At 65.1% G+C, this 8743-nt stretch carries 6 protein-coding genes and 1 pseudogene; all 7 read right to left on the bottom strand.

Features of this window, described 5'->3' with window-relative positions:
• Positions 1-329: 329 nt before the first annotated feature.
• Complete coding sequence (locus ID132_RS12865; protein WP_125107145.1) at positions 330-1022, bottom strand: response regulator; 693 nt, start codon at positions 1020-1022, stop codon at positions 330-332.
• Positions 1019-3514: an ATP-binding protein gene (locus ID132_RS12860; protein ID WP_193128805.1), complete on the bottom strand. Its 2496-nt coding sequence runs from the start codon at positions 3512-3514 to the stop codon at positions 1019-1021. The genes ID132_RS12865 and ID132_RS12860 overlap by 4 nt, the downstream gene beginning before the upstream one ends.
• Positions 3515-3516: 2 nt before the next feature.
• A complete protein-coding gene (gene kdpC, locus ID132_RS12855) occupies positions 3517-4131 on the bottom strand; it encodes a potassium-transporting ATPase subunit KdpC (RefSeq protein WP_193128804.1) in 615 nt (204 codons plus the stop codon).
• A 24-nt stretch (positions 4132-4155) separates the two neighbouring features.
• Positions 4156-6313 (bottom strand): annotated as a pseudogene (gene kdpB, locus ID132_RS12850) (potassium-transporting ATPase subunit KdpB).
• A 3-nt stretch (positions 6314-6316) separates the two neighbouring features.
• Entirely contained in the window at positions 6317-7987 is a 1671-nt protein-coding gene (gene kdpA, locus ID132_RS12845; RefSeq protein ID WP_193128803.1) for a potassium-transporting ATPase subunit KdpA, read from the bottom strand.
• Positions 7987-8076: a potassium-transporting ATPase subunit F gene (locus ID132_RS15040; RefSeq protein WP_125107150.1), complete on the bottom strand. Its 90-nt coding sequence runs from the start codon at positions 8074-8076 to the stop codon at positions 7987-7989. Before ID132_RS15040 ends, kdpA begins: the two co-directional genes overlap by 1 nt.
• 424 nt (positions 8077-8500) lie before the next feature.
• Positions 8501-8743: integrase core domain-containing protein (locus ID132_RS12835; RefSeq protein WP_193128802.1), on the bottom strand; the 243-nt coding region annotated here is incomplete at its 5' end.

The raw sequence follows: 8743 nt of genomic DNA, 5'->3' as shown, positions 1-8743 counted from the left end.
TGTCACCTACTCGTGCAGCAGACCCAAGTTCAAGCCTCTCTGGATCGCGTTCTGATACGAAACCTGTGACGCTTGTCGAGTCGCGGTCACGGATCTCGTCGCGTGCTGTGAGGGGCGCGTGTATGTGCGGTCCTGCACGCTCCACATCACGATCGGTCTCTCTGGTCGAGGTCCTCGACGATGGTGACGTTCGTGGCGAGGCGGGGCCCGTCGACGGCGCGGATGATGGGGCGGCGATGGCGAAAGGGACGCCGATGATCACACCGCTCCAGTACAGCAGCTCACCGAGGGTGTCGAGGATACGCATGGTTGCGTCGGCGTCGCGAAGGTCAGGTGGTCATGCCGTCGAGACGGTACCCCATGCCCGGCTCGGTCAGGAGATGCACGGGGTTGGTGGGGTCTTCTTCGAGCTTGCGTCGCAGCTGGGAGACGTAGAGGCGGAGGTAGCCGGTGTCTTCGGCGTGTTCGGTGCCCCAGATGGTGGTGAGGATGGTTTGGCGAGTGACGAGCTTCCCGGCGTTGCGGATGAGGATGTCGATGAACTGCCATTCCGTGGGGGTGAGGCGGATCTGCTTTTGCCCGTCGGGAGTGTCGCGGGTGACGCTGTGCGCGGCGAGGTCGATGGTCACCGCGCCGAGGTGGACGACGGGGGTGGCGTCACCTGGGGGGACTCTGCGGGTGAGTGCGCGGATGCGGGCGAGGAGTTCTTCGACGGCGAAGGGTTTGGTGATGTAGTCGTCCGCGCCGGCGTCGAGGGCTTCGACTTTGTCAGCAGCGCCGGCACGTCCGGAGACGACGAGGATGGGTGCCTGCGACCAGCCGCGGATGCCGTGGATGACTTCGATGCCGTCGAGCTTGGGCATGCCGAGGTCGATGAGGAAGATGTCGGGGTGGCGGTCGATGGCGGCGGCGATCGCTTCGGCACCGTCGGCGGCGGTGAAGATCTGGTAGCCCTTGGCGGTGAGCGTGATGCGCAGGGCGCGGAGGATCTGCGGGTCGTCATCGGCGATCAGGATTCTCATGATTGCTCCTGGCTGGTGCTGGTGGTGTTGAGGGAGATGACCATGGTGAGCCCGCCCCCGGGGGTGTCTTCGGGGGTGAGGGTGCCGTGCATCGCTTCGATGAACCCGCGGGAGAGTGCGAGGCCGAGGCCGAGGCCGGTGGTGTTGTCGGTGTCGCCGAGGCGTTGGAAGGGTAGGAAGATGTCGTCAAGCTTCTCGGGCGGGATGCCGGGGCCGCGGTCGATGATGCGGATCTCGAGCCGGTCACCGAAGGTGCTGGTGCTGACATGGATCGGTGTGCCGGCCGGGGTGTAGCGGTGGGCATTGGCGAGGAGGTTCACCAGGACTCGTTGCAGGAGTACGGGGTCGGCGTCGGCGAGCGCGTCATCGTGGGCGAGGTTGAGGGTGACGTCGGTGGGTCCGAGGTGGAGTTCGTCGAGGGCTGGGGCGATGGTCTCTGCCGGGTCGGTGGGGATGTCGGCGATCGTGAGGACCCCGGCTTGTAGTCGGCTGACGTCGAGGAGGTCGGTGACGAGGGCCGCGAGGGCTGCGAGGCTCTCATCGGCGGTGTCGAGGAGTTCCTTCTTGTCATTGGACGCCAGGTCGGGTCCTGCCGCTTTGAGCCCGCCGACGGCAGCTGCTGCTGCTGCCAGCGGGCGGCGCAGATCATGGCTGAGAGCCGACAGAAGGGCGCCGCGGACCCGGTCGGATGCTGCGATCGGTTCGATCTGCTTCGCCGTCTGGGTGAGGTGCTGGTGTTCGAGGGCGGCGGTGAGTTGGGCGGAGACGACCGCAAGGAGGCGTTGCTCCGCCGCGGCGAGATCGGGGCCGTGCAGTTCGAGGGTGGTGTCGTCGGTGACGCGGATGCTGGTGTGGTGGTTGTCGGGCACGGGTTCACCCGACCTGGCGAGGACGTCGTCGCCGCGCATGAGACGGACGCCGGGGAGTTGGAATGCTTCGCGGGTGCGGTCGATGAGTGCCTGGATCGCGTTGTCACCACGCAGGACGCTGCCGGCGATGGTCTGGATGAGTTCGGATTCGGCGGCGGATCTGCGGGCAGCACGGGTGTAGCGGGCGGCACGGTCGACGATGAAGCTCACCAGGCTCGCGATCACGACGTACAGGATGAGGGCAAGGAGGTGGTGGGACTGGTGGATGTGGATCGTGTACAACGGCTCGATGAACAGGAAATCCAGGGTGATCCCGGACAGCACCGCAGCGAACAGGGCCGGCCAGATCCCACCGACCAGGGCGACGATGACGACGAGGAGCTGATAGGAGAGAACGTCCGTGGTGATGGAGTCTTCGCTACGAAACAGCGTCAGCAGTGCAGTGAGGGCAGGACCGCCGAGAAGTGCGACAACGAACCCGAGAATGCGACGTTTACGAGTGAGTGACCCGGTGAGCGGCGGCAGGGTGAAGCGTTTCCCGGCGGCGGCGTGATTGACCATGTGCACGTCGATGTCGCCGGACTCGCGGACCACAGTCGCGCCGATGCCGGGTCCGGTGAATGCTGCGGTAACTCGTCCGCGGCGGCTGGCGCCGAGGACGAGCTGGGTGGCGTTGACGGAGCGGGCGAACTCCACCAGCGCGGTGGGGATGTCGTCGCCGATGACCTGGTGGTAGGTGCCGTTGAGTTTCTCCACGAGCGCCCGCTGCTCTGCCAAGGTTGCCGGGTTGCCTGAGCGGAGCCCGTCTTGGCTGGTGATGTGCACGGCGATGAGTTCTCCGCCGGCGGAACGGGCGGCGATGCGTGCGCCGCGACGCAGCAGTGTTTCGCCCTCGGGGCCGCCGGTAAGGGCGACGACGACGCGTTCTCGGGCCTCCCAGGTGCTATCGATGCCGTGATCTTTCCGGTATCCCTTCAACGCTTGGTCGACTTCATCGGCGAGCCAGATGAGGGCGAGTTCGCGCAGCGCGGTGAGATTCCCGAGACGGAAGTAGTTCGACAGGGCGGCATCGATGCGTTCAGCCGGGTACACGAACCCGCCGCTGAGCCGATCCCGGAGGGCTTGGGGCGCGAGATCGACGACCTCGATCTGCTCGGCCCCGCGCAGGAAGCTATCCGGGACGGTCTCGCGCTGCGGGACGCCGGTGATCTGCTCAACGACATCGTTGAGAGATTCGATGTGCTGGATGTTGAGGGTGGAGATCACGTCGATCCCCGCAGCGAGGAGTTCTTCGACGTCCTGCCACCGTTTGTCGTTCTTCGACCCGGGTGCGTTGGTGTGCGCGAGTTCGTCGACGAGCGCGACGGCAGGCTTGCGGTCCAGCACCGCTTCCAAATCCATCTCCTCAAGCGTGACGCCACGATGTTCGACGAGGGCACGCGGGACGGCGGGGATACCCTCAGTCATCGTGGCGGTGGCAGCCCGGCCGTGGGTCTCGACGATCCCGAGGACGACGTCCTTCCCCTCTCCGAGCAGGCGCCGACCGTCCTCCAGCATGGTGAAGGTCTTGCCGACGCCGGGAGCAGCCCCGAGCAGCACCCGTAGCTGCCCCCGATTCGGCATGATTAGTCCTCCAACTCGTCCAGGGCGATATTCAGTTCCAGCACATTCACCCTCGATTCTCCCAGGTAGCCGGCATCCGGCCCCTGGGTGTGCGCCTCGACCAGTTCCCGCACCTGCTCAGCGGGGATGCCGCGGGCTTCGGCGACCCGGTTGATCTGAATCGCCGCGTACTCGGGACTGATGTGCGGGTCGAGTCCTGAGGAGGATGCAGTGACCGCGTCGGCGGGTACTTCATCCTCGGTTACCCCGTTGAACTCCGCGATCTGGGTCTTGCGCTCGGCGATCACGGCGATGAGGTCCTCGTTCTCGGGTCCCTGGTTGGTACCGGAGGAGGAGGTGCCGTCGTACCCGTCACCGGCCGCCGAGGGCCTGCTCTGGAAGTATTCCGGCAGCGGGTTCCCGTCCTCGTCGGTGAACGATTGTCCGATCAGCGACGAGCCGACGTCGTCTCCATCTTTCGTGGTCAGCGGGGCTCCGTTCGCTTGCGCGGGAAAGGCGAGCTGCCCGATCCCGGTGATCAGCAGGGTGTAGCCGATTCCGAGGACGACGGTGAACATGAGCAGGGCGCGGGTGGCGACCCACAAGGTGCGTCCGCCACTGCGGGTGGCAGTGTTCATGATGTGTGTTCCTTTTCGAAGGTGTCAGAAGCCGGGGATCAGGCGCACGAGCAGGTCGATGAGCCAGATGCCGATGAAGGGGGTGATGATGCCGCCCAAGCCGTAGACGGCAAGGTTGCGGCCGAGGATCTTCGATGCATTCATCGGCCTGTACTTCACGCCGCGCAGGGCGAGAGGAACGAGGAAGACGATCACGATCGCGTTGAAGATCACCGCGGACAGCACGGCGGATGCCGGTGAGTGCAGCCCCATGATGTTCAGCGCCGCGAGTTGCGGGAACACGCCCATGAAGATCGCGGGGATGATCGCGAAGTATTTCGCGATGTCGTTGGCGATCGAGAACGTGGTGAGCGCTCCCCGGGTGATGAGCAGTTGCTTGCCGATGGCGACGATGTCGATGAGTTTGGTCGGGTCGGAGTCGAGATCGACCATGTTGCCGGCCTCTTTCGCCGCCGACGTGCCCGTGTTCATCGCGACGCCGACGTCTNGCGAGCGCGGGGGCGTCGTTGGTGCCGTCACCGGTCATCGCGACGAGGTTGCCGCCCTCCTGCTCCTTGCGGATGTAGGCGAGTTTCTGCTCCGGGGTCGCCTCGGCGAGGAAGTCGTCGACGCCGGCTTCCTTGGCGATCGCCGCGGCGGTGAGCGGATTGTCACCGGTCACCATCACGGTGCGGATGCCCATTGCGCGCAGTTCCGCGAACCTCTCGGTCAGTCCTTCCTTCACGATGTCCTTGAGATGGACGACGCCGAGGACCCGGCGCGTCCCGTTTGCGGACTTCACGGCGACGACCAGGGGGGTTCCGCCGGACTGGGAGATGTGCTCGACGTGCTCGTCGAGTTCGGCCAGTTCGCTGCTGGGCAGCCGCGCTCCGTCCTCCTCGAGCCAGCCGACGATCGCGCTCCCGGCGCCCTTGCGGATCTGCGTGCCGTCGGACAAGTCGAGTCCCGACATGCGGGTCTGCGCGGTGAACGGCACGATCTCACCACGAGGGTCGGTCGTCACGTCGATGCCCTCGGAGTGAGCGAGTTCGACGATGGACTTGCCTTCAGGGGTCGGGTCGGCGAGTGAGGATAGGGCGGCGGCTTCGATGAGTTCCTGTTCACGGACCCCGTCGAGGCGGACGAAGGCGCTGGCGCGGCGGTTTCCGTAGGTGATGGTGCCGGTCTTGTCCAGCAGCAGGGTCGTCACGTCACCGGCTGCTTCGACCGCACGTCCGGACATCGCGAGCACATTGCGCTGCACCAGCCGATCCATCCCTGCGATGCCGATGGCCGAGAGCAACGCGCCGATCGTTGTCGGGATGAGGCAGACCAGCAGCGCGACCAAGACGGTGATGCTCGCCGGGCTCGCCGGGTAGGACGCGATCGGGTTGAGAGTGAGCGCGACGACGACGAACACGATCGACAACGACGCGAGCAGGATGTTCAGCGCGATCTCGTTCGGGGTGCGCTGGCGGGCGGCACCTTCAACGAGCGCGATCATCCGGTCCACGAACGTCTCGCCCGGCTTGGAGGTGATGCGCACTACGATCCGGTCCGACAGCACACGGGTGCCGCCGGTGACTGCGGAGCGGTCACCCCCGGACTCACGGACTACGGGTGCGGACTCGCCGGTGATGGCGGATTCGTCCACGCTTGCGATGCCCCAGACGATGTCGCCGTCACCGGGGATCAGCTCTCCGGCCGAGACAACAACGATGTCTCCGAGACGTAGATCGGCCGATGACACATCTTTGATGAGGGCTTCCTCCGCCGGCGCATCCGTAGTCGGGTGGTAGCTGACGAGACGATGCGCCGTGGTGCTGGTGCGGGTTTTGCGCAGCGTGTCTGCCTGCGCTTTGCCACGGCCTTCCGCGATCGACTCGGCGAGGTTCGCGAACACGACGGTCAGCCACAGCCAGACGGCGATGATCCAGGTGAACGACCACGGGACGCTGGTGCCACCGGAGGCGGCGGGACCGCCGAGGAACGGTTCGGTGATCGCCAGCAGTGTCGTGAGGGCGGCGCCGACCCAAACGATGAACATGACGGGGTTGCGCCACTGATCGCGAGGGTTGAGCTTACGCAGTGCTCCGGGGAGCGCTGCGCGCACGTGCGCCCAGGTGAGGGTCTTTCGCGGAGCAGCCGTTGCGGGCTGCTTCGCTGTTTCTGGGGATGACGGGGTGTGAGTGATGGTGGACATGGTTTACAGCAGCCCTTCCGCCAGGGGACCCAGCGTGAGAACGGGGAAGAAGACGAGTGCGGTCACCAGGACCGCGGTGCCGACCGTGAGGCCGACGAACAGTGGGCGGTGTGTCGGCAGCGTGCCAGCCGTGGCGGGGACCTTGTCCTGCGCGGCCAGCGACCCGGCCAGCGCCAGGACGAGAGCGATCGGCAGGAACCGGCCCAGCAGCATCGCGACGCCGAGTGCGGCGGTCAGCCACGGAGTGCTGGCCGTCAAACCCGCGAACGCAGACCCGTTGTTGTTCGACGCGGAGGCAAACGCGTAGATCACCTCAGACAGACCGTGCGATCCGGTATTCGCAAGCGACTCATCGACGATGCTGCTCCGCAATGCGGGGATCGCGAAGCTGAGTGCCACACCGCCGAGAACGAGGATCGGCATCACGAGGATGTACATGCTCGCGAGCTTCATCTCACGAGGGCCGATCTTCTTGCCCAGGTACTCCGGCGTGCGGCCCACGAGAAGCCCTGCGACGAACACGGCAATCACCGCGATGATCAGCATTCCGTACAGGCCTGCGCCCACACCACCCGGTGCGATCTCGCCCAGCAGCATGTTCAGCATCGGCATCATTCCGCCAAGAGCAGTGTAAGAGTCGTGCATCGAGTTCACCGACCCAGTCGAAGTCAGCGTGGTCGTCGAGGCGTAGATGACGGACTGCACCAGGCCGAAGCGGGTTTCCTTGCCTTCCATCGCCGCGCCGGCGAGTTCGGGCGCGGTGCCGCGGCCGGCGAACTCGAACACGGCGAGCGTGAACGTCGAGGCAAGGTAGAGGGTGCCCATGACGGCGAGGATCGCGTATCCCTGACGGTTGTCGCCCACGATCTTCCCGAACGCACGGGGAAGAGAGAACGGGATCAGCAGGATCAGGAAGCACTGGAACAGGCTGGTCCAGCCGGTCGGGTTCTCGAACGGGTGCGAAGCGTTGGCGTTGTAGAAGCCACCGCCGTTCGTGCCCAGTTCCTTGATCGCTTCCTGGGAAGCGACCGGGCCACCCGGGATCGTCTGCGTGCCCCCGGTGATTGTGGTCACATCAACGTATCCGTTGAAGTTCTGCACGACACCGCCGGCGATCAGAACGATCGCTGCAACGATCGACAGCGGCAGCAGGATGCGGAACGTGCCGCGGACGAGGTCGACCCAGAAGTTGCCGATCGTCCCCGACCTCCGGTAAGCGAAACCACGCACGAGGGCGATCGCGACAGCGATGCCGGTCGCCGCCGACACGAAGTTCTGCACGGCGAGACCAGCGAACTGGACAGTGTAGGACAGCGCCTCACCCGAATACGCCTGCCAGTTCGTGTTCGTCACAAACGAGATCGCCGTGTTAAACGCGACCCCCGATTCGACGTTCTCGTTACCGAGGGAGTACGGCAACCACTGCTGGGTGCGTTGCAGTAAGAAAAGCAGAAGCACGCCGACGATCGAGAAGTACAGCACCGATCGCAGATACGCCTGCCAAGACTGCTCCTGCTTCGGATCGACACCGATGACCTTGTAGATGCCGCGCTCGACACCCCAGTCCTTTCGTGTCGTAAAGGTCCAGGCCATGTAATCCCCGACGGGGCGATACAGCAGACCGAGGGCGAGGGCGAGCGTGGCGACGCCCGCGATGAGAAGGCCCCACTCCATCAGAAACGCTCCGGCTTCACGAGGGCGAACACAAGATAGACGACTGCGGCGATGGCGAGACCGGCAGCGAGGAGCTCGAATACGATCACAGCTTCTCCACCGCCTTCCCCACGAGGCCGACAGCCACGAACAGGACGATCACGCCCAGCACGTAGACGATGTCAAGCAAGACAAGCTCCATTCGGACAAAAGCGACAGCAGGACTACTAGCCGCGCAACCCGAGATGCGGGTGCAACTCCCGATCAAACACCCGCCGACCACCGTGATACAGGCGTCCTAACGGAGCCCATACGAGGAACCGCGCGACTCTGACATTCCCCTCACGCGACACCCCGTCAAGCCTGAGTGCATGCGTCCGACGAGGGCCACGGGCAGGTTTTTCCAGGGCCGTTAAGACCGGCCGGTAGGCGCGCATGAGTTCTGTGAGGAGCTATACCGTGCCAGTCGGCGGCCGCGTAGGACTGCAGGTATGACTCTCACCGAGATGAACCGTCCCGGGTTCTGTGCCGCTGCTATGCGGGGATCGGCGCTCGGGTGAGTGCCGTGTAGTAGGCCGCCTCGTATTCGTCGGGGCTGACCATTCCGAGGCTACCGTGGAGCCGTCGGTGGTTGTACCAGTCGACCCAGCCAGCGGTCGCGTATTCGACGTCGGTGATGGTCTTGTACGGGCCGTCGTGGAAGACGGTGGTGCGGACGCATTCGGCTTTGTACAGGCCGTTGATCGATTCCATCAGCGCGTTGATGCTCCTATAGTT

The organism is Gulosibacter sediminis (genome assembly GCF_014904065.1).
Classification (GTDB): domain Bacteria; phylum Actinomycetota; class Actinomycetes; order Actinomycetales; family Microbacteriaceae; genus Gulosibacter; species Gulosibacter sediminis.
The sequence above is the reverse complement of the archived record's forward strand: the minus strand, read 5'-3'. Positions and strand labels throughout refer to the sequence as shown.

What these genes read in the sequence shown, in the direction of transcription:
- ID132_RS12865 (WP_125107145.1), bottom strand. Translation starts at nt 1,022, where the DNA reads ATGAGAATCCTGATCGCCGATGACGACCCGCAGATCCTCCGCGCCCTG.
- kdpC (WP_193128804.1), bottom strand. Translation starts at nt 4,131, where the DNA reads ATGAACACTGCCACCCGCAGTGGCGGACGCACCTTGTGGGTCGCCACC.
- kdpA (WP_193128803.1), bottom strand. Translation starts at nt 7,987, where the DNA reads ATGGAGTGGGGCCTTCTCATCGCGGGCGTCGCCACGCTCGCCCTCGCC.
- ID132_RS12860 (WP_193128805.1), bottom strand. Translation starts at nt 3,514, where the DNA reads ATGCCGAATCGGGGGCAGCTACGGGTGCTGCTCGGGGCTGCTCCCGGC.